Source organism: Mesorhizobium sp. M1182 (assembly GCF_040318335.1).
Taxonomy (GTDB): domain Bacteria; phylum Pseudomonadota; class Alphaproteobacteria; order Rhizobiales; family Rhizobiaceae; genus Mesorhizobium.
The window spans coordinates 82,832-101,104 of record NZ_JAMYMD010000008.1; the positions used below are offsets into that span (position 1 = coordinate 82,832).

The 18,273-nt window shown below is 60.7% G+C and carries 22 protein-coding genes and 1 tRNA gene; 12 read left to right on the top strand and 11 right to left on the bottom strand.

Features of this window, described 5'->3' with window-relative positions:
• Positions 1 to 161: 161 nt before the first annotated feature.
• On the top strand, positions 162 to 887 hold the full coding sequence (locus NKH33_RS12365; protein WP_352919706.1) for a DUF1579 family protein: 726 nt from the start codon (positions 162 to 164) through the stop codon (positions 885 to 887).
• 37 nt (positions 888 to 924) lie between these two features.
• Here the strand turns inward: NKH33_RS12365 and NKH33_RS12370 are convergent, their stop codons facing one another.
• A complete protein-coding gene (locus NKH33_RS12370; protein WP_352471889.1) occupies positions 925 to 1,347 on the bottom strand; it encodes a hypothetical protein in 423 nt (140 codons plus the stop codon).
• A gap of 107 nt (positions 1,348 to 1,454) precedes the next feature.
• Positions 1,455 to 2,450, bottom strand: a complete 996-nt coding sequence (gene moaA / locus NKH33_RS12375) for a GTP 3',8-cyclase MoaA (RefSeq protein WP_352502428.1) — start codon at positions 2,448 to 2,450, stop codon at positions 1,455 to 1,457.
• Between the two features lie 198 nt (positions 2,451 to 2,648).
• Between moaA and NKH33_RS12380 the strand changes: the two genes are divergently transcribed.
• Positions 2,649 to 3,002 carry a gamma-butyrobetaine hydroxylase family protein gene (locus NKH33_RS12380; protein ID WP_023717628.1) on the top strand — a complete coding sequence of 118 codons (354 nt, stop codon included), beginning with the start codon at positions 2,649 to 2,651 and terminating at the stop codon, positions 3,000 to 3,002.
• 24 nt (positions 3,003 to 3,026) lie between these two features.
• On the opposite strand, the gene NKH33_RS12385 is transcribed toward NKH33_RS12380, so the two are convergent.
• Entirely contained in the window at positions 3,027 to 3,533 is a 507-nt protein-coding gene (locus tag NKH33_RS12385) for a nuclear transport factor 2 family protein (RefSeq protein WP_352919710.1), read from the bottom strand.
• A 158-nt stretch (positions 3,534 to 3,691) separates the two neighbouring features.
• Here NKH33_RS12385 and NKH33_RS12390 point away from each other — a divergent pair, with 158 nt between their 5' ends.
• On the top strand, positions 3,692 to 4,303 hold the full coding sequence (locus NKH33_RS12390) for a pyridoxamine 5'-phosphate oxidase family protein (RefSeq protein ID WP_352766587.1): 612 nt from the start codon (positions 3,692 to 3,694) through the stop codon (positions 4,301 to 4,303).
• A gap of 26 nt (positions 4,304 to 4,329) precedes the next feature.
• On the opposite strand, the gene NKH33_RS12395 is transcribed toward NKH33_RS12390, so the two are convergent.
• On the bottom strand, positions 4,330 to 4,782 hold the full coding sequence (locus NKH33_RS12395) for a MarR family winged helix-turn-helix transcriptional regulator (RefSeq protein WP_254817243.1): 453 nt from the start codon (positions 4,780 to 4,782) through the stop codon (positions 4,330 to 4,332).
• A gap of 47 nt (positions 4,783 to 4,829) precedes the next feature.
• Between NKH33_RS12395 and NKH33_RS12400 the strand changes: the two genes are divergently transcribed.
• Complete coding sequence (locus tag NKH33_RS12400; RefSeq protein WP_352682765.1) at positions 4,830 to 5,738, top strand: alpha/beta hydrolase; 909 nt, start codon at positions 4,830 to 4,832, stop codon at positions 5,736 to 5,738.
• Between the two features lie 33 nt (positions 5,739 to 5,771).
• Here NKH33_RS12400 and NKH33_RS12405 read toward each other — a convergent pair whose 3' ends face one another.
• Positions 5,772 to 6,386, bottom strand: coding sequence for a TetR/AcrR family transcriptional regulator (locus NKH33_RS12405; RefSeq protein ID WP_352919713.1), 615 nt, complete (start codon positions 6,384 to 6,386; stop codon positions 5,772 to 5,774).
• A gap of 98 nt (positions 6,387 to 6,484) precedes the next feature.
• On the opposite strand from NKH33_RS12405, the gene NKH33_RS12410 reads away from it, so the two are divergent.
• Together NKH33_RS12410 and NKH33_RS12415 are read left to right on the top strand one after the other, a co-directional pair.
• On the top strand, positions 6,485 to 7,231 hold the full coding sequence (locus NKH33_RS12410; protein ID WP_352471883.1) for a 3-oxoacyl-ACP reductase family protein: 747 nt from the start codon (positions 6,485 to 6,487) through the stop codon (positions 7,229 to 7,231).
• A 219-nt stretch (positions 7,232 to 7,450) separates the two neighbouring features.
• Complete coding sequence (locus NKH33_RS12415; RefSeq protein ID WP_352919716.1) at positions 7,451 to 9,343, top strand: L,D-transpeptidase family protein; 1,893 nt, start codon at positions 7,451 to 7,453, stop codon at positions 9,341 to 9,343.
• 21 nt (positions 9,344 to 9,364) lie between these two features.
• Here the strand turns inward: NKH33_RS12415 and NKH33_RS12420 are convergent.
• From NKH33_RS12420 to NKH33_RS12430, 3 genes are all read right to left on the bottom strand, one after another.
• Positions 9,365 to 10,313, bottom strand: a protein-coding gene (locus NKH33_RS12420) for an IS630 family transposase (RefSeq protein ID WP_352503943.1) whose coding sequence is annotated in 2 segments (ribosomal slippage) — positions 9,365 to 9,976 and positions 9,978 to 10,313 — 948 coding nt in all. Because the reading frame shifts where the segments join, the coding sequence is not laid out codon by codon here.
• A gap of 90 nt (positions 10,314 to 10,403) precedes the next feature.
• On the bottom strand, positions 10,404 to 10,880 hold the full coding sequence (locus NKH33_RS12425) for a hypothetical protein (RefSeq protein ID WP_352682807.1): 477 nt from the start codon (positions 10,878 to 10,880) through the stop codon (positions 10,404 to 10,406).
• A gap of 127 nt (positions 10,881 to 11,007) precedes the next feature.
• On the bottom strand, positions 11,008 to 11,259 hold the full coding sequence (locus tag NKH33_RS12430; RefSeq protein WP_023675031.1) for a PepSY domain-containing protein: 252 nt from the start codon (positions 11,257 to 11,259) through the stop codon (positions 11,008 to 11,010).
• 518 nt (positions 11,260 to 11,777) lie between these two features.
• On the opposite strand from NKH33_RS12430, the gene NKH33_RS12435 reads away from it, so the two are divergent.
• Positions 11,778 to 12,260 (top strand): hypothetical protein, encoded by a 483-nt coding sequence (locus NKH33_RS12435; protein ID WP_352919719.1) that lies wholly within the window; start codon positions 11,778 to 11,780, stop codon positions 12,258 to 12,260.
• Positions 12,261 to 12,273: 13 nt separating this feature from the next.
• Positions 12,274 to 13,296, top strand: coding sequence for a hypothetical protein (locus NKH33_RS12440; RefSeq protein ID WP_352919721.1), 1,023 nt, complete (start codon positions 12,274 to 12,276; stop codon positions 13,294 to 13,296).
• A 1-nt stretch (position 13,297) separates the two neighbouring features.
• On the opposite strand, the gene NKH33_RS12445 is transcribed toward NKH33_RS12440, so the two are convergent.
• Entirely contained in the window at positions 13,298 to 13,441 is a 144-nt protein-coding gene (locus NKH33_RS12445) for an H-NS family nucleoid-associated regulatory protein (RefSeq protein ID WP_352919827.1), read from the bottom strand.
• 202 nt (positions 13,442 to 13,643) lie between these two features.
• Here NKH33_RS12445 and NKH33_RS12450 point away from each other — a divergent pair.
• Positions 13,644 to 14,833, top strand: a protein-coding gene (locus tag NKH33_RS12450; RefSeq protein WP_352919724.1) for an IS3 family transposase whose coding sequence is annotated in 2 segments (ribosomal slippage) — positions 13,644 to 13,893 and positions 13,893 to 14,833 — 1,191 coding nt in all. Because the reading frame shifts where the segments join, the coding sequence is not laid out codon by codon here.
• A 292-nt stretch (positions 14,834 to 15,125) separates the two neighbouring features.
• Positions 15,126 to 15,851 (top strand): DUF4145 domain-containing protein, encoded by a 726-nt coding sequence (locus NKH33_RS12455; protein ID WP_502906731.1) that lies wholly within the window; start codon positions 15,126 to 15,128, stop codon positions 15,849 to 15,851.
• Positions 15,852 to 15,959: 108 nt separating this feature from the next.
• Here NKH33_RS12455 and NKH33_RS12460 read toward each other — a convergent pair.
• Both NKH33_RS12460 and NKH33_RS12465 read right to left on the bottom strand, forming a co-directional pair.
• A tRNA-Val gene (locus NKH33_RS12460) sits at positions 15,960 to 16,034 on the bottom strand.
• Positions 16,035 to 16,137: 103 nt separating this feature from the next.
• Positions 16,138 to 16,821, bottom strand: a complete 684-nt coding sequence (locus tag NKH33_RS12465; RefSeq protein ID WP_352919728.1) for a phosphoglycolate phosphatase — start codon at positions 16,819 to 16,821, stop codon at positions 16,138 to 16,140.
• A 144-nt stretch (positions 16,822 to 16,965) separates the two neighbouring features.
• Here NKH33_RS12465 and rpiA point away from each other — a divergent pair, with 144 nt between their 5' ends.
• Positions 16,966 to 17,697 carry a ribose-5-phosphate isomerase RpiA gene (rpiA, locus tag NKH33_RS12470; protein ID WP_023675034.1) on the top strand — a complete coding sequence of 244 codons (732 nt, stop codon included), beginning with the start codon at positions 16,966 to 16,968 and terminating at the stop codon, positions 17,695 to 17,697.
• On the top strand, positions 17,684 to 18,262 hold the full coding sequence (locus tag NKH33_RS12475) for a DUF2059 domain-containing protein (RefSeq protein ID WP_352448901.1): 579 nt from the start codon (positions 17,684 to 17,686) through the stop codon (positions 18,260 to 18,262). The genes rpiA and NKH33_RS12475 overlap by 14 nt, the downstream gene beginning before the upstream one ends.
• The last annotated feature ends 11 nt before the right edge of the window (positions 18,263 to 18,273 follow it).

Consider the following 18,273-nt stretch of genomic DNA (forward strand, 5'->3'; position numbering starts at 1 on the left):
GCAGAGGCTAGGCCCGAATGGGCTTGCGGTAAATCCGGTGACCGTTTGCGGACAAGACCTTTTCTGGGTGTGACCCCAAAAAAGGTGCCGTTCTAAAGGATGGGTCCGGAGGGCAAATTTATCACACTGCGGCGCGAGGAAATATTTCGACGAGATCAAATTTGCTCGGCAAGATTCACCAAATTGGTCATTGTAAGCTTCTGATCGTGTTGGGGAGATGGTCCATGATGAATGCACGAGGCAATGCGGACTGGCTTGGCACAGGCAGCAGGCGGCATGTTTCGTCGGCTTTCCGGTTCTCTTCTGCCCTGGCCGTCATCCTGATGGCGATAGCGCCTGCGTTCGCCGAGAACGGCGCTTCGGCGTCGGCAGTCGAACGGATGTCCACGCCGGGTCACGAAGCGGATGAGCTCGCTCGCCGCGTCGGGAAATGGTCCGTCGTCAACACGATCTGGCCAACGCCCGGTGCGCAGCCGATCGTCATGACCGGGCTGGTGGCCGAGCGCACGATGATCGGTCCCTTCATGCAGGAGGTGATGCGCCCGGCGCCCGGGTCGAAAATGCCGGACTTCCAGCGGATAGCCTATTTGAGCTATGACCGAGTGGAGGGCCGCTGGAAGTATGTCTCCATGGACACCCGTTTCCCGGCAGGGATCATGCCCGCCTGGAGTTTTGGTGGTGAGGAGGACGGCAAGATTTCACTCCTGTTCCAGCCGCTTGGTTTCGTCGGCTTCGGCCCCGAGGTCGAAGGGCGGTTCACGGCCTCCGATTTCGTCATTTCCAGGGACGGCGACAATCACGAAGTGGCCGAGCAACATTTCCTCCAGGCCAATGGCAGCGGCAAAAAATGGCTTGCCGTACGATATGACTACACGCGCCAGCCTTGATTATCAGGCTGCGAATGCTCCAGATGTGACCGAATGCTCATGGTCCTTTGAGGCTGCCGGCGATGGCTCCGACGAACGGGTCGTATTTCGATTTCAGGGTAGGCGGATATTCGATCCAGACCGTATGGATGACACCGTCTTTTCCGAACAGGCGGCGTTCGTAGAAGATGTTCTCGCCTTTGATGCCCGACAGCACCGCCCAGTCCTTGCCGGTCTTGCTGTAGGTGATCCTGTAGCCAGGTTCCTTGCTGGCCCTCTCGGCGGAGACGAAGGCTGTCGGGGTGTCGTCATCGATGTTGAGGATACCCGAACAGATCAGGCTGGCGCCATCGGCAGTGAGCCATTGTTGTCCATCGCCATTGTCCGGCTCAGGCTGGCGAAGAGTGAAGATTTCATCCGGAAAGGTGCAGACGGTGCCGAAGCGCTCGTTCGTGTAGGTAAATGGCGCGGCAAATGCCATGGTGGCCGCCATCACTCCGAAAAACGTCGGGATTGCAAAAAACCGCTGCACGCCTTGCCTCGAAGCCGGTGCCAAGGCGATTATTCTTGCACGAAATCGGCCAAAAATCAGCCGCCGGTGACGCTCATATGCCGCGACACCGACGGACGGTTGGTGCGGCGATCGATGATGAAGTCGTGGCCTTTGGGCTTGCGGCCGATTGCTTCGTCGATGGCACCGGCGACCAGCTCGTTGCCTTCCGACGCACGCAGCGGCGCGCGCAGGTCGGCCGCATCTTCCTGGCCGAGGCACATGTAAAGGGTGCCGGTGCAGGTCAGCCGGACCCGGTTGCAGCTTTCGCAGAAATTATGCGTCATCGGTGTGATGAAGCCCAGCCGCCCGCCGGTCTCGGCGACTTGGACATAGCGGGCCGGGCCACCGGTCTTGTAGGGAATGTCGCTTAGCGTGAACTGGCGTTCGAGAGCCGCGCGCAGCAGCGACAGCGGCAAATACTGGTCGGTGCGGTCGGCATCGATCTCGCCCATCGGCATGGTTTCGATGACCGTCAGATCCATGCCGCGGCCATGCGCCCAGCGCAGCATTTCAGGCAATTCGGCGTCATTGAAGTCCTTCAACGCCACGGCATTGAGCTTTACCTTTAGCCCGGCCGCCTGCGCGGCGTCGATGCCGTCCATGACCTTGTCCAGATTGCCCCAGCGGGTGATCTGGCGGAATTTGTCGGCATCGAGGGTATCGAGCGAGACGTTAATGCGCTTGACGCCGCAGTCGGCGAGCTCGGCGGCAAAGCGGGAAAGCTGCGATCCGTTGGTGGTCAGCGTCAGCTCTTCCAGTGCACCACTCTCGAGATGCCGCGAAAGCTGGCGTACCAGGTGCATGATGTTCTTGCGCACAAGCGGCTCACCGCCGGTGAGGCGGAGCTTGCGCACGCCCTTTTCGATGAAGACCGTGCAGAGCCGGTCGAGCTCTTCCAGCGACAGCAGGTCCTTCTTGGGCAGGAACGTCATGTCCTCGGCCATGCAATAGGTGCAGCGGAAATCGCAGCGGTCGGTGACCGACACGCGCAGGTAGGTAATCGTGCGACCGAAAGGATCGATCATATCCATGCGTATGCGCTTTCCGTGGCCGTGAACGGCTTCGTTATATATGGCTATGTGATACGAACCAACTTGGCATTCAAGATAGAAGCTCGTGATCTTCGGTAACATTCCGACGCCGACAGATCATGTCGGAAGTTCTGAAACGGCCTTTTCCCTCGACGCGAAGCGGCGTAGGAAGGGCAGTTCTCCGCAGGATCCACCAGCATGACAGCGCCAAAGGAACTCAGGGTCTCGAAGGACCGCAAGCTGCTTTCCGTCACCTTTCCGGGCCATCAGCCGTTCGAGTTGCCGGCTGAGCTTCTGCGCGTCGCCTCGCCATCGGCCGAGGTGCAGGGCCATTCGCCCGAACAGCGCGTCACCGTTCCCGGCAAGCGCAATGTAGCGATTCTGAAGATCGAGCCGGTCGGCAATTATGCCGTGCGCATCACCTTCGACGATTTCCATGATACCGGCATCTTCACCTGGAATTACCTGCATACGCTGGGTCATGAGAAGGATGCACGCTGGGCCGCCTATCTCGCCGAACTGGAAGAGAAGGGGCTGAGCCGCGACCGTTGAATGGGATCCCGCAGGACTCTCAGGTCAACGCAGGATCGCCAGTATCTCGCTGGTGTCGTGATAAAACGGCGTGCCTTCGATCAGCCGGTCATCCTTGAAGCGCAAGACTTCGGCAAACGGCTGTTTGATGGTTGCACCATTGGCCCGCGATGTCAGCGAAAGCGAGCAGCTCATGAACACCGTGTCATCGTTTTGGGCGACCTGAAGGTCCTCCACCGCCACGTCGCTCCAGATTTCCCGCATTTTGCGGAAAAGGGCGCCAACGCCGTCGAGGCCGTTCCAGTCACCGGCATAGGGCAGGGAGCGCGGCTCATGCACGACAATCTCGGCATGAAATGCGCCGGCAAGCACATCGAGGCTCTCCGACCCTGATTGCAGGAAACGCATTTCAACATTGAACATGTTTTCAATAAATGCGCCGGCAAGCACATCGAGGCTCTCCGACCCTGATTGCAGGAAACGCATTTCAACATTGAACATGTTTTCAATAAGTTCCATGGCGGTGCGTCGCCGGTCGAGCGGTTTATCCATTTTTGACCTCCGTATCCGTTGGCACGATCATGCAGGTAAAGCGGTTGCCCTTGTTTGCGTTGCCTCGACACCCGTTTCCTGATGACCGGCAAACGGGCACTTGTCGTGAAAACGTCATGCATCTGGAGTAGCGCCGGCAACGGTTTGGAGACGAAAACATGTCGATAATCACCAGCGTCGAACAGCTCGAAGCGCTCTATGGCCTGCCTGGTGAAGCGTCAGTGGTCAAGGAACTCGACCAGCTGATTCGCGAATACGCAGCTATCATCGAGGCTTCGCCGTTTGCCGCGCTCGCAACCTGCGGGCCAGAAGGGCTGGACTGCTCGCCGCGCGGCGATCTCGCCGGCTTCGTCCGCATCCATGATCCGAAAACGCTGATGATGCCGGACCGGCGCGGCAACAACCGTGCCGATTCGCTAAGGAACATCCTTCGCGATCCGCGCGTCGCGCTCCTGTTCCTGGTGCCGGGTTCCGGCACGACGCTGCGCGTCAATGGCCGCGCCCACATCACCACCGATACCGGGCTCTGCGCCTCGTTCGCTGTCGAGGGCAAGCCGGCGCGCTCGGTGACGATCATCGAGATCGATGCGGTTTATTTCCAGTGCGCCCGCGCCATCCACCGATCGGAACTGTGGAATCCGGCAAGGCATGTCGACCCGAGATCGCTGCCGACTCCCGGCCAAATCCTGGAAATCACCAGCCGCAAGAACATTGACGGCGAGGTCTACGACAAGGAATGGCCAGAGCGCGCGAAAAAATCGATGTGGTGAAGCATTGGTGGTGGAGCACTGGGCTGTCAGGCGGTCTTCAAAACCTCGGCAACCCTACGCATCTGTTCGCCGATCATGTCGCATTGTTCCGGCGTCGACTGGCTCATCGCCTTCTCGATCAGCGCCATATGGACCTTCAGCGCCTGCATCAGCAGTGCCTCGCCGGCCTCGGTCAACGTAAGCCGCAGCACGCGCTTGTCCTTCTCGTCGCCCTCGCGGCGCAGCAGACCGCGGGTCTCCAGCTGCGGCAAAAGCATGGTGATGTTGGAGCGGCCGACCAGCAGCCGGCGAGCGAGGTCGTGCTGCGACATGCCGGGATGACGGTAGAGGTTCATCAGCACGTCGAGCTGCGCCGGCTTCAGGTCGAGCGGCGCAAGCTTCACCGCCAGGGTGCGTTCCAGCACATGGCAGGCGCGCGCCACCGCGACCCAGTTGCGAAAACGCGGGTTGTCCCAGGGCAGGTCTTGCTTAATGTTCATGTTTGAACTATTATGTTCATGCTTGAACCAATGAATGGATCGCCACTATGGCATCATTTGGACTGAAGGTCATCCGCGGCACGTTCGGCGTGGCTGAGCATGTGGCACCGCGACTCACCGGGCGTGCTGCATTCGAGCTGTTCTGCCGCACGCCGCACGAGAAAAGCTTGAGCGAAGGCGAGCGCCGCGCAATCGACCGCGCCGCCGATTTCATGACCCAGGCACGCCATCATCGGCTAAAGACCAGAACCGGCTGCGTCATGGTGCATGAGTTCCGGCCCGAGCCGGGCAGGGCGGCTGCCGGCACCGTGCTCGTCATCCATGGTTGGCGTTCGCGCACCGAATACATGCGCACGCTGATCGAAGCCTATCGCGATGCCGGCTACAAGGTGGTCTCGCTCGACCTGCCGGGCCACGGCCAGTCGCAGGGCCGCCGGCTTACCCTGGTCAGCGCGGTCGATGCGGCACGGGTTGCCGGCGAATGGTTCGGCCCGTTCGCGGCCATTGTCGGCCATTCCTTCGGTGGTGCCGTTGCCGCCAACGCCGTCGCCGGTTCGATCAGGAACATCCCGCGATTGGCGGCCGGGCGGCTGGTGCTTATCGCCGCGCCGAGCTCGCTGCCGGCGATCTTCGCTGATTTCAGCCGCATGCTGAATGTCGGCTCGCGCTCGCAGGCCGCCATGGCCGACCGGGTCGAGCGCATCGCCGGCCGGCCGTTGCACGAGTTCACCGGTGACCGCCAGCTCGCAAGCACGCCGCTGCCGACGCTGGTGATCCACGCGCCGGACGACCGCGAAGTGTCCGCCGAGCATGCAAGGCTCTACACGCGCGCCGGCGACCATGTGCGGCTTTACTGGGCCGACGGGCTCGGCCACCGCCGCATTCTCGCCGACAGGGGTGTGGCGGAGCGTGCCGTTGGCTTCGTTGCCGGCAGGCTCGAGCCGTCTCTGCAGTAACCTGAATATCGTTCTTGTCAGCCGGGTTCGACGTCACGCTGCCCCGGTGCTGGCCATCGCTATCCAAGCCGCCATTGCCCCGGCCACCGTCGCCAGAAGAGCCGAGCGCGACGCGCCGTCGCGCGCCTGGATCGACATGCCGTGCTGCACGGTCGCGTAGAAGGTCGCGGCCGTACCGCAGTCGAAATCGGCCGGCAACTCTCCCTCGGCGACGCCACGCTCGAGGCGTCTCAGCAAGGCTTCGCGGTTTTCGGCGCGGCGACGGCGCAGATCATCGCAGATGGCGCCGCGGCTTGAATCCTGGTGCAATGCGCCGAGCGTGATAAGGCAGCCTTGCGGACGACCGCTCTGTGAATAGGCCCTGGCAGTCTGCCGCAGGAACCGTTCGACGGCCTCGCGCGCGGTCGGCGCCTTTTCCAGCGCGGACCAGATCTCGGTTCCCTCGACCCGCGTGTAAAGCTCGGTTGCCTCGAGAAACAGTGCTTCCTTGCTGCCGAAGGCGGCATAGAGGCTGGGAGAGTTGATGCCCATTGCAGCGGTCAGGTCGCTTATCGACGCGCCCTCATAACCCTTGGCCCAAAACACTTCCATTGCGCGCCGCAAGGCGGCGGCTCGATCGAAGGTGCGGGGGCGGCCTCGTTCCGGCATGGCATCCTTTCTGTATTGATCGATACATAATTCGGTTGACGTGGTTCAGCAAGGCTGGCAGATATTTATGTATCAATCACTACAAAATGGAGAAGCAGATGTCATCCAGAAGCTTGAACGGCAAGGCCGCCCTCGTCACCGGCGGCAGCCGCGGCATTGGTGCGGCGATCGCAAGAAGGCTCGCGGCCGACGGCGCAGGCGTGGCGATCACCTATGTAAATGGCGAGGAAGGGGCGTGTGCGGTGGTCAGGGAAATCGAGGCGGCCGGCGGCCGGGCCTTTGCCATCAAGGCCGACAATCGCGATGCTGGGGCGATCGAGGCGGCAGTCGATGAGGCAGCAACAGCCTTCGGACGGCTCGACATCCTGGTCAATAGCGCCGGCATCTGGCGCGCTGCGCCGATCGATGCCCTGTCGCTTGCCGATTTCGACGAGACGATGGAGGTCAACCTCAGAGCCCCGTTCGTCGCCGCCAAGGCGGCAGCAGCGCATATGGGCGAGGGTGGCCGGATCATCTCGATCGGCAGCAATCTGGCCGAGCGTGCCACGGACGCCGGCCTGAGCGCCTACTCGGCCAGCAAGGCTGCCTTGGTTGGCCTGACCAAGGCCTTTGCACGCGATCTCGGTCCGCGCGGCATCACCGCCAATGTCGTCCATCCGGGGTCGACCGATACCGACATGAATCCGGCAGCCGGCCCGCACGCCGAGCATCAGCGCCAGAAGATGGCGATGCCTCGCTTCGGCACGGCCGACGAGATCGCCGGCATGGTCGCCTGGCTTGCCGGTCCCGAAGGGCGCTTCGTGACAGGCACGGCATTGACCATCGACGGTGGCGCCAACGCTTGAGGCTTGGCTCACGGGCGCTATCATTAACGGGGGCGATGACGGATTGACTCGACCCGTCACGATCTTGTGAAACCCTTCTGCAACAGACGTTCCGAAATTTATGAAAGCTTAACGAAATCAGTATGAATCAGTGTAGTCACGCCTTACATCCGCCATGCGGTGGGCGAGACCGTGAAAGCGGTGCGGAACGGGATCCGGTTCAACCGGAGCGGGTGATCCATGAAAGTCCTTGGAAACAAAGCAACCGTGCTGCCGTTTGCGGTGGCCGCGGCAATGCTGGCCTTCGGGGCGCCGAAGGCTGAAGCGCAAGGGTTCTTCGACATGCTTTTCGGCGGCGGCGTCAAACACGCACCGCCGAAAAGTGACTTTCCGCCGCCACCGTCAAAATACAAGCCGAAGCCCAAGGCGCCGGCCGCTTCCGGTGGTGGTGCGCAAATCAGCGGCCCGTCCTATTATACCTACAAGAGCGATCCGCTGGTGCGCGTCGATTTTTCGGCACTGTCGGCAGCGCCTGAACCAGCAACGCCTCAGGACGCTGCTTTCGAGCCGGCGGCCACCGGGGCTGCATTCCGCGAAGCCATTGCCGGCCTCGACGGCTATGACCTCTACGCCGAGAAGGACGTCGCCAAGGCGCTGATCGCCTATTACTCGGCCAATCCGGATTTCATCTGGGTGACGGGAACCAGTCCCAGCAGCCGTGCCCAGGATGCCGTGCGGGTGCTGGGCGAGGCCGCGAGCTACGGCCTGACGCCCGCCGACTACACCGTTGAAGTTCCGGCAGCAGGCACATCGGCGGGCAATGTCGATGAGCGCCTGAAAGAGCTGGTCCGCTTCGAGATGGCGCTGTCGGCGCGTGTCCTGCGCTACGCCCGTGACGCACAAAGCGGCCGCGTCGATCCCAACCGCATGACCGGCTACTACGATTTTCCGCCGAAGCCGCTCGACATGGAAGGGGTGCTGAAGACGCTGGCCCATACCCAGCAAGTGCGCACTTATCTCGAGTCACGGCATCCACAGAATTCCGAGTATCAGGCGCTGCGCGTCGAACTGGAAGCGCTCCAGGCCAGCGCCGAAGACGAAATCACCATCGATCCCGATCTGCTGTTGAAGCCGGGGCAGACCAGCCCCGAGCTGCCGAAGCTTTTGACAAAGATCGCGCGCAATCTCGATGACGAGATGGGCGGCGCCTATGGCGAGGTCCTGGCGAGGCTCGCTACCAGCGAGGTCTACGATCCGGAGCTGGTGCCGGTGATCAAGGCGGTGCAGAAACGGGCCGGCATGAAAGGCGACGGCGTCATCGGCCCGCGTACCGTTGCATCGTTGGCCGGAACGTCCAAGGCCGACAAAGTTCAGAAGGTTCGGGTTGCGCTCGAAGAATTGCGCTGGTTGCCTTCCGACCTTGGCAGCCCGCGCGTCTTCATCAACCAGCCGGCTTTCACCGCGAGCTATATCGATGATGGCGAGGAGAAGCTGAAGACACGCGCCGTGGTTGGCAGGCCCACCAACCAGACTGCTTTCTTCTATGACCAGATAGAGCAGGTCGACTTCCATCCCTACTGGGGCGTGCCGCAATCGATCCTGGTCAACGAGATGCTGCCGCGGCTGCGCCGGGATCCTGGCTATCTCGACCGCGCCGGCTACGAGGTGGTCGATGCCCGCGGCAAGCGCATTCCCTCGTCCTCGGTCAATTGGGGCGCCTACGGCGCAAAGATACCCTACGGCGTGCGCCAGCTGCCAAGCGAGGCCAATGCGCTGGGCGAGCTGAAGATACTGTTCCCCAACAAGCATGCAATCTACATGCACGATACGCCGCAGAAGTCGTTTTTCCAGCGCGACATGCGTGCGCTCAGCCATGGCTGCGTTCGCTTGCAGGATCCGCGCGGCATGGCCGCTGCCGTGCTCGGCACCTCGGTCGACTACATCGAGGACAAACTGAAACACGGACATTCGACCGAGGACGTGACACGCAAGATCCCGGTCTATGTCGCCTATTTCACCGCGTGGCCGGACCTGTCCGGCAAGGTCGAATACTTCAACGACGTCTACGGCCGCGATACAAGGCTGCAGCAGGCGCTCGACAGCACGGAAGCGGTGCGTTCGCCGGCAAGCTGACGAATGCGGTTCTAGAGCCTTTCACGTTTTGATGGAAGCGTAGCCGGCGTTTGCGAAGTAGTTGTTGCATTCGGTTGCCTCGATCGTTTCAACGAGGTGGCCGATGTGGCGCCAAGTGTCCTCGACGGTACGTTTCTGAGCTTGGCGCATCCAGTGTTTGATTTTGGCAAAGGCCTGCTCGATCGGATTGAGGTCTGGGGAGTAGGGCGGTAGGTACCAAAGCCTGGCGCCGGCCGCCTTGATCATCTGCCTGATGGCCGCCGACTTATGACTTCCCAGATTATCCATGACGACGATGTCGCCGGGTTTCAGCACGGTGATGAGCTGCTGCTCGACATAGGCGCGGAAGCATTGGCCGTTGATTGGCCCGTCGAAGACGCAAGGTGCCGCGAGCCTATCGCAGCGCAGCGCGCCGAGGAAGGTCAGCGTGCGCCAGTGGCCGTGCGGGGCCAAGCCGCGCAGCCGTTCGCCCTTCGGCCCCCAACCGCGCAGCGGAGCCATGTTGGTCTTGATCCAGGTCTCGTCGATGAAGACCAGATGCTGCGGATCGAGGCCGGCCTGCCAAGAGCGCCATCGCTGACGCCTGCGGGCAATATCAGCGCGCGCCTGCTCAAGGGCGAACAGCGTTTTTTTTGAAGCTCAGGCCCTCGCGCCTCAAGAACATCCAGACCGCGTTGTGCGAGACCTTGACCCCGCGTGCGGCCAACTCATCCTTCAGACCATGCAGTGTCAGATGCGGCGTCTCACGCACACGCGCCTCGATGAAGGCACGGTGCGGCTCCAGCACCCTCTTGCGATGTCCGCCCATCTTGCCAGGCGCAACCGAGCCAGTCGCCCGATGGCGCTGCAACAACTTCACCGCCGCCGAAACCGAAATGCCGAACCGTTTCGCGGCCGACCGGCGGCTCTCGCCACCCAAAACCGCCGCTACAACACGTTCGCGAAGATCATCCGAAAGAGGTCGCGTCATCCGATTCTGGCCTCCACTCCAGCCAGCATCTTGAATCACAAAACCGACTGATCCGGAATCCCCTTCGATTCCGTCAAATCAGGAACCGCTCTAGCGCTGAAACAGCGGACGCCGGAAACCGGCATCGCGTCCGGCGATGAGCCAATAGACCAGGCCCGCGACAATGCCTGCGGCGGCAATGATGCCGATATCGGCCCAGCGCTCCGGGTTCGTGTCATCCGGTACACTGGGCCAGATCAAGGCGAAGCCGCCAACAGCGGCCGCCGCGCCGAAGACCATGTGCAGCCAAAAACTGCGCAGCGAGAAAAACTCGGCAATCAGTGCGAAGATCAGCGTCTGCAGGCCGGTCAGCACGATCGTCAGAAAATAGATGAACATGCCGAGCGGCGGCAACAGCAGCACCGCAACGGGGGTGATACCCATGACGTCGAAATAATTAGGCGCATTTGGCAGCGAACTCAGCCCGCCATAGATCGCCGCCACCGCGATCAGCCCAACCAGTACCGCTATGAAATAACCCGCGAGCATCATCAGAAAGCGTTTCAATACGTGCTTTACCGTCGCCATGCCCACCCCCGCGCGCAATGATAGCACCCAGTCAGCCATCAAAGTCATGTCTACGCAAGCGTGTGCCGAAGGCCGGGGGCCTTCGAGGCGCGCCATTTTTTAGAATCTGGACCGTTGGCGGCCAGCTTCATTTCGGCGCGGCTGTCACCGGGTCATAGGTGATTTCAACTTTGGCCTTGTCGCTCGTGTAATAAATGACGGTGTAGCCATCGCTGTCCCAATCGATTTCCTTGATGTAGCGGAAGTCGTCGCGCTGCTCGACCTTGGCGATGATTTCCGACAGCTTCTTGGCATTCTGCGGCGGCACCGGATTTTCGTCCGCGGCAAAGGCCGATCCGCCGACAAGCAGCACGGCGGCCGCCAAAACAAGTCTGGACATGGCTTTCCCTCACATCTCGATCAGCAGAAACTCACGTCCATGCAGGTTTGTTCCGGGATCGCGGAGGGTTGCGCTACAAGGAGGCGCCGTCCGTACCTGATTTATGGCTGCCGAAAGAACACGGCGACTGCTTAAAATCATGATGCGTCGCCTCAACATCGCGGCCATAATAGTGCCGGCGGTCATTTGGGGGTCAGAGCGCCTGTCCGACAGGCCAGGGAACTGCGAGCGGGCACAATAAGATCGTGACCCGTGTCAATGCACCTCACCCTCTAGAGCTTGTCTGGAATTATGCGGGATCGACCCCGATGCCAGCAGGGTGAATGTCGGACTGTCGCCGCCCTCACAGGAAAAGTCCCACCAGAGTGCGCAGATTGCCCCCTTACCGGGGCAATCTTTATATCGCGGGGACTGTTAGGAGAAGAGCGGGGGGGCAGCCAACCAAGCGTCCGGGCCGCTTGTAAAACTTGCCCGACAATCATCTAGTGTCACCGGCTGCGCTTGCTGGGGGATTGCCGATGATTGTCAGTTCGTATGACGACTTCCTTGCTCTGGCGAATCTTTTCGGGCCACCAATTATGCGCGGTGCTATCGGGCTGGCGCTTGACTGCCTGGGGTTTATTTTTCTCGCGTGGGATATGACACGCATTCACGACGCGACGATGCGCACCAGACCCCCTGACGACCCTCTAACCAATTCCATTGCGGAACTTCGCCGCCATGCGGGCCGGCGACTAACAGGGTTGCAAAACATAGATCAAACACTACGACGCCAAGGGCGGGGCCAGCCCGTCACTCTCAGCGACCTCGCCTGTTTGATCGAAGAGTTGCAAGCCACGACTAGGCTTTCGCAAGCCCTCACAGATCACGCGGAACTCGCTATCTATCGCCAGACGGTCGAACCTTGGGCGATTCACGGCCGGTCGAGTCGTGTCAACGCCCCTGCAATCGTTTTGGTTATCTCGGGGTCAGTGTTTCAGCTTCTAAGCTTGATTACGTGACAAGAGGCGGAAGATGTACACCAAAAAGACCGTTTTCGTCGTCGGTGCAGGCGGCAGCCGGGAAGTTGGCCTACCGATGGGCACGGAGCTAGCTAAAATCATTGGCAGGAAGCTGGACTTCAAGTCGAACGGTTGGGAGGCGACTCAGGGCGACACGGGCATCTACGACGGCGCCAAGTCCTATTTCAAGAAGCAGGGCAGTGAGGTAGGCAATAACGAATTCATGCAGGCTGGGCGCGCTCTCTCCTCAGCAATGGCTAACGCGGTTTCAATCGACAATTATCTGCACACCCACGGAGACAACGATGTCGCCGTTTTTATGGGGAAGATGGGGATCTCCCAGAGCATCTTGGAAGCAGAACGCGGCTCTAAGATTCATGGAACGAATGAGATTATCGACTTCCGGCACATCGATGATAGTTGGCACAATACGTTTTTCAAAATGGCTACCGAGGGAACGCTGCGAGCTAACCTCGGTGGGCTTTTCAGCAACGTCAGCATAATCACTTTCAATTACGACAGGTGCATCGAGCACTATCTGGAGCAAGCGCTTCAAAACTACTATCACATGAAACCTGCGGAAGCGCAGAAGGTGTTGCGGGGACTGGAGATAATCCACCCTTACGGCCAAGTCGGACGCCTCCCTTGGCAAGCTCCAGGTGGCATCAAGTTTGGCCAAGAAGTGGAGCCGCGCGACCTTCCTGATATCGCGTTTCAGATTCGTACATTCACGGAACGGATTGAGGACGAAGCAGTCCTCGGCAGGATACGGGCAATGATCGCGGAAGCCGCGGTAATCGTGTACCTGGGGTTCTCCTATGGGGATATGAATATGGACCTGATGACAATCGAAAAATCTCGGACCAAAAGCATTTTCGGAACAGGCTATATGATATCGGCGCCCAACAGGGCTGCTATCGAAAATAGGGTTCGTCAATCGGTGGGAGGCGACACGAACGTTCGACGGATCGAAATCGCAGATCTGAAGTGCAACGAATTCCTCAATGGATATTGGCGCCCGATAATTCTGGGCTGAATCAGACCGCGAAGTCGGAGCGATTACGGCCCTCAGCCTCGTAAGCAGCCAACCATTTTGGGGTTGCTCCGCGACCTGTCCAAGTGTTGCCCTTATCGTCCTTGTATTCCACAGGCGGCTTGACGCGGGTTTTACCACTGTTCACGCGTGGGCCATCAGTCTTGCGCCCGTTGTTGAAGGAATCCCCGCCACCTCTCGCAGTGCGGCTATTGCCAACACCATGCCCGCCGCCGTTGCTTGCGGTCAGTAGCTGCAATTCGGCCTGCAATTCCTTGATACGGGCTGACCTTGCCCCTCTTATCTAATCCGGTTTGAAGTTCGTTCTGGCCCATCGAGAGGACCAGGACATGAAACGTAGCCGCTTCTCTGAAGAGCAGATCATCGGAATTTTGAAGGAACATGAGGCCGGGGTATCGGTTGCCGATCTGTGCCGCAAGCACGGGGTCAGCGACGCCTCGATTTACAACTGGAAGGCCCGCTTCGGCGGGATGGATGTCTCCGAGGCTCGGCGACTGAAGGCTCTGGAGGACGAGAACACGCGGCTGAAGCGGCTTCTGGCCGACGCCATGCTCGACAATGCCGCGTTGAAGGATCTTGTGGGAAAGAAATGGTGACGCCCGCGGCCAAGCGGAAAGCTGTCGCTCGCCTAAAGGAAGGCTTCGGGATGAGCGAACGGCGGGCGTGTAAAGCCATCGGCTGTTGCCGCATGACGGTTCGCTACGAGACCAGCAGGCCGGACGACCGCGAGCTTCGCGAGCGGATGAAGGCGATCGCGCAGGAGCGTCGCCGGTTCGGCTACCGGCGTCTTCTCGTGATGCTGAGGCGGGAGGGCTTGGTCGTGAACCGCAAGAAGCTGTTCCGGCTCTATCGGGAGGAGAAGCTCGCCGTTCGCCGCCGTGGCGGCCGCAAACGGGCGATCGGGACCAGGGCGCCGATAGTGGTGCCGCTGAGGCCCGACGAGCGCTGGTCGCTCGACTTCGTATCCGACCAGCTCACAGACGGGCGCCGCTTCCGCATCCTGGCCGTCGTCGACGACTGCACGAGAGAGTGCCTGGCACTCATCATTGATACGTCTCTCTCGGGCATGCGGGTTGCCCGCGAATTGGACCGGCTCATCACCGAGCGCGGCCGGCCGAGAATGGTCGTCAGCGACAATGGCAGCGAGTTCACCTCGAACGCCATCCTCTCCTGGGCGGATCAGAACCGCGTCGAATGGCATTACATTGCGCCCGGCAAGCCGATGCAGAATGGCTTCATCGAGAGCTTCAACGGCCGACTACGCGATGAACTGCTCAATGAGACGCTGTTTACTTCGCTGGCTCAGGCACGCGTCGCCATCGCCCTGTGGCGCGCCGACTACAATACCGCCCGGCCGCATTCCCAAATCGCCTGGCAGACACCGGCCGAGTTCGCCACCACCTTCAATCTGCGACGGTCGCTCGCGCTGCGCGATGCCAAAGGCTCCGCGCCAGCGCCCGTCGCTTCACCCGCCCAGCAGGGCACAACCCACGCCGGAAACGAACTCAAAACTGGATAGAAACTGGGGGCAACGTCAGCCGTCTCGAAGCGCTCTTTAGCTCCGGCTGCGACCGCTGCGTGGTCAAGATTGTTGTTGTGATCTGCCATGCTTCACCCCCTGCATTTGGCGCATTCGCCAACATAAAGGACATACTAACCGCACCCGATGGCTACGCCATCCCCCACAGCCACCCGCCCAAAGTGGGTGCGGCAGTGGAGAACCTGGGAGCGTCGAGTTCTTCCGGCCAAGATTCTGCACTAGGCCGATGTTTCAGCAGAGGATACTGTTGCCAAAAATGGGAAGGGGCACGATGGCGGCGACTCGCGACCTTTGGGGGAAGAACTTTCCGGACCACGATATCCCAGCATACCCCTGCCCAGAGTGCGACCGAGGCACCCTCCACTATCTGCCTGAGTCACTTCGGCACATGACGTCCACCACATGGGTTAAAGCCGTGGAGATTGACTGGGTATCGCTACCGGACATTGTTTCAAACTTCAGCCTGTTCCTTCGATGCGGTATCGAAAAGTGCGGCACGGTGGTTTCCGTCCATGGCGACCGGCAGCTTACTGAACGGAACTCTTATGGCCGCGACGAAGACCGCTTTTTCTATCTTCTGACGCCGAAAGGGATGTATCCGGCTCCTCCACTTGCCACGGTGCCAGACGCTACACCGAACCCGCTTAAGAGGGAATTCGCAACAGCCTTCGCATTATTTTGGATTGACCTAGGCGCCTGTGCGAACCGGCTTCGCATTATCGTTGAAAAGATACTCGACCATCAGCGCGTTCCTGCCGCCCGCGACCTCGCAACACGGATTGCATCCTTCAAGAAATCTGAGCCTGAACATGCCGATACCTTTGATGCGCTGAGGTATGTGGGGAACATTGGCAGCCACGAAGGGAAAGCGTCTCGGGAAGCTGTGCTCGACTGCTTTGAGCTTCTACAAGATGCTATCGCGGAGCTGTTTGGGCAGCGAAAGACCAAACTCTCAGGGATCAAACAGCGGCTTATTGCGGCGAAAGGCAGGGTGTGAAGCCGAAAGGCCGTGACTGCTTTCCGGGTTACGCGCCAGTCACGCGCCAGTGCGATTTTTCTGACATTTCCGTAGAGGCTAATTCATCCAACGTTTGAAGGGGTTGAATGGTGGGCGATGCAGGGATTGAACCTGCGACCCCACCCGTGTGAAGGGTGTGCTCTCCCGCTGAGCTAATCGCCCGCTCGTTGCCCGAAGGCCAAGCGCGCCGCGATATAAGGGAGGCCGGCCTGCTAAGTCAACCACTTGTCGGTCGGCATTTGGCGGTCCACCCGATGGGCGGCTTTCAGCCCTCTGCCGCGGCCATCAGCCCTTGTACCAGATCGAGCGTCAGCGAATCGAAATGCGAGATCACCGCCGACGGTTCGAACTCTCGCACATGACGATCGGTGTAGCCGAAATCGACTGCCACCACCGGAATCCCGGCGGCTTTCGCCGTGTCGATGTCGGTCTGCGAATCACCGACCATCAGTGCACGGTGCGGATCGCCGCCGGCGCGCGCGATGGTCTGCGTGAGATGGCGCGGGTTGGGCTTGCGGTACGGAAAACTATCCTGACCGCAGATCGCCGCGAAATGCCTGGTCATACCGAGCGCCTCGATCAGCGCCACCGAATTGGCCTCGTATTTATTGGTGCAAATGGCCAGCAGGTAACCGGCTGCCTCGAACCGTGCGATCGCCTCGGGGACGCCAGGGTAGGGGCGCGATTTGCCGGGGATGTTAACGGTGTAATGGTCCAGAAACAGCTTGAGCAGGCGGTCGTGCTCCTCCACTGCCAGCGACCTGTGCTGCGCTGCGTGAGCGCGCTCGATCATCACCCGGCCGCCATGGCCGACGAAGCGCTTGAAGCCGGCTTCGTCGACGGCCGCGAGCTGGCTGGCGGCAAGGCTGTGGTTGAGACTGTCGAGCAGGTCCGGCGCCGTGTCGATCAGCGTCCCGTCGAGGTCGAACACGATGATCGGTCGGGTCATGGCCTGTCCTGTGACGATTTGATTGCCGGCAGGCGATAACCGCTGCGGCCCGTTCAGGCAAGACGGCTTATCCACCGCGGGCAAGGTCCTTTGACCAGCCCGGCAAAAATGCTACGAGCGCCGAAACAAATCTCGGGACCCGGCATGGATGCGAGGCAATTGAAGGTTGAGGCCGCGCGGGCAGCGCTTGCCCATGTCACGGATGGCATGCGGCTCGGCATCGGCACCGGCACGACGGCGGACGAGTTCGTGCGGCTGCTCGCAGACAAGGTCGCCACCGGCCTGACTGTCATCGGCGTGCCGACCTCGGAGCGCACCGCCGTCCTTTGCACCGAGCTTGGTGTGCCGCTGTCCACCCTCGAGCAAACCCCCGAGCTCGACCTCACCATCGACGGCGCCGACGAGATCGATCCGGCGCTGACGTTGGTCAAGGGCGGCGGCGGTGCGCTGCTGCGCGAAAAGATCGTCGCGGCGGCCTCCGCCCGCATGATCGTCATCGCCGACAGCTCCAAGATGGTCGAGATGATCGGCCGTTTTCCGCTGCCCATCGAAGTCAACCGGTTTGGCCTGCGCGCCACCGAAATTGCGGTCGGCGCGGCGGCTGCAAACCTTGGCCTTTCCGGCCCTGTTACATTGAGGATGACGGGGAGCCAGCCATTTGTTACAGACGGCGGCCATTTTATCCTCGATGCATCTTTTGGCCGCATTCCGGATACAAGAGCGCTTTCGAATGCTCTCCACGCCATTCCGGGCGTGGTCGAGCATGGTCTTTTCATCGGGCTGGCATCAACGGCCATCATAGCCGGCGGCGACGGCATCCAAACCGTCCATGCCGCCCGAAAATCAGGGAGTTTTACCGATCATGATGTTGCATAACCGGGTTGGCCGCTTTTTTGCCATTCTGGCGGCCTCGGCCGTTTTCGCGTTTTCGTCGCCGGCATTCTCGCAGGACGTCACCGACGCGCATTTGAAGGCGGCGCGCGCCGCCGTCGCGGCGATCCATGCGACGGATACGTTCGACAGCATCCTGCCGCAAGCAGCCGCGGCACTGGAGCAGCAACTGATCCAGAAGAACCCGGACATGCAGGAACTGATCGCCAAGACGATCAACGAGAAGGCGATGGCCTTGGCATCGCGCCGCGCCGACCTGGAAAAGGAAGCGGCGCTCGCCTATGCAAAGGTGTTCTCGGAAAAGGAACTCAATGAAATTGCCGCCTTCTACAATTCCGATTCCGGCAAGAAGCTGCTCGACAACGGCCCGATCGTGACGCGCGAACTGGTGAAGGCTGCCGAGATCTGGCAGAACGGCCTGGCTCGCGATCTCGCCCAGCAGGTCGGCGAGACCCTGGGTGCAGCGGCGAATGCCAAGGCGCCGGCTGCGCCTGCCGACGGTACCGCTCCGGCCGATGGCGCAGCTCCCGCGGACGCTACACCGAATTGATTGCGGACTTC